Source organism: Stenotrophomonas sp. AS012628, assembly GCF_010608305.1.
Lineage (GTDB): Bacteria > Pseudomonadota > Gammaproteobacteria > Xanthomonadales > Xanthomonadaceae > Stenotrophomonas > Stenotrophomonas geniculata.
In genome coordinates this window covers 1-271 of record NZ_VMBJ01000137.1, presented here as the reverse complement: position 1 = coordinate 271, position 271 = coordinate 1, and the positions used below count along the sequence as shown (strand labels likewise).

At 60.1% G+C, this 271-nt stretch carries 1 protein-coding gene; it reads left to right on the top strand.

Features of this window, described 5'->3' with window-relative positions; genetic code table 11:
• A partial coding sequence (locus G5A07_RS21305; RefSeq protein ID WP_191863982.1) for an SDR family NAD(P)-dependent oxidoreductase occupies nt 1–271 on the top strand: 271 nt, incomplete at both ends.

The window sequence follows — 271 nt, the reverse complement described above, 5'->3', positions numbered from 1 at the left end:
CGCTGGGGCAGCGTCGATATCCTGCACAACAATGTCGGCGTCAGCCTCTCCGGCGGCGATGCCGAGTTGCTCGACATATCAGAGGAGGCGTTCGACCGCTGCGTCGCGATCAACCTGAAGAGCTGCATTCTTGCCGCCAAGCACGTGATCCCGATCATGCGCAAGCAGCAGAGCGGCTCGATCATCAACATCTCGTCGATGGCCGCGATCACGACCTATCCTTACGTCGCCTACAAGGCGACCAAGTCGGCGATGATCGCCTTCACCGAAC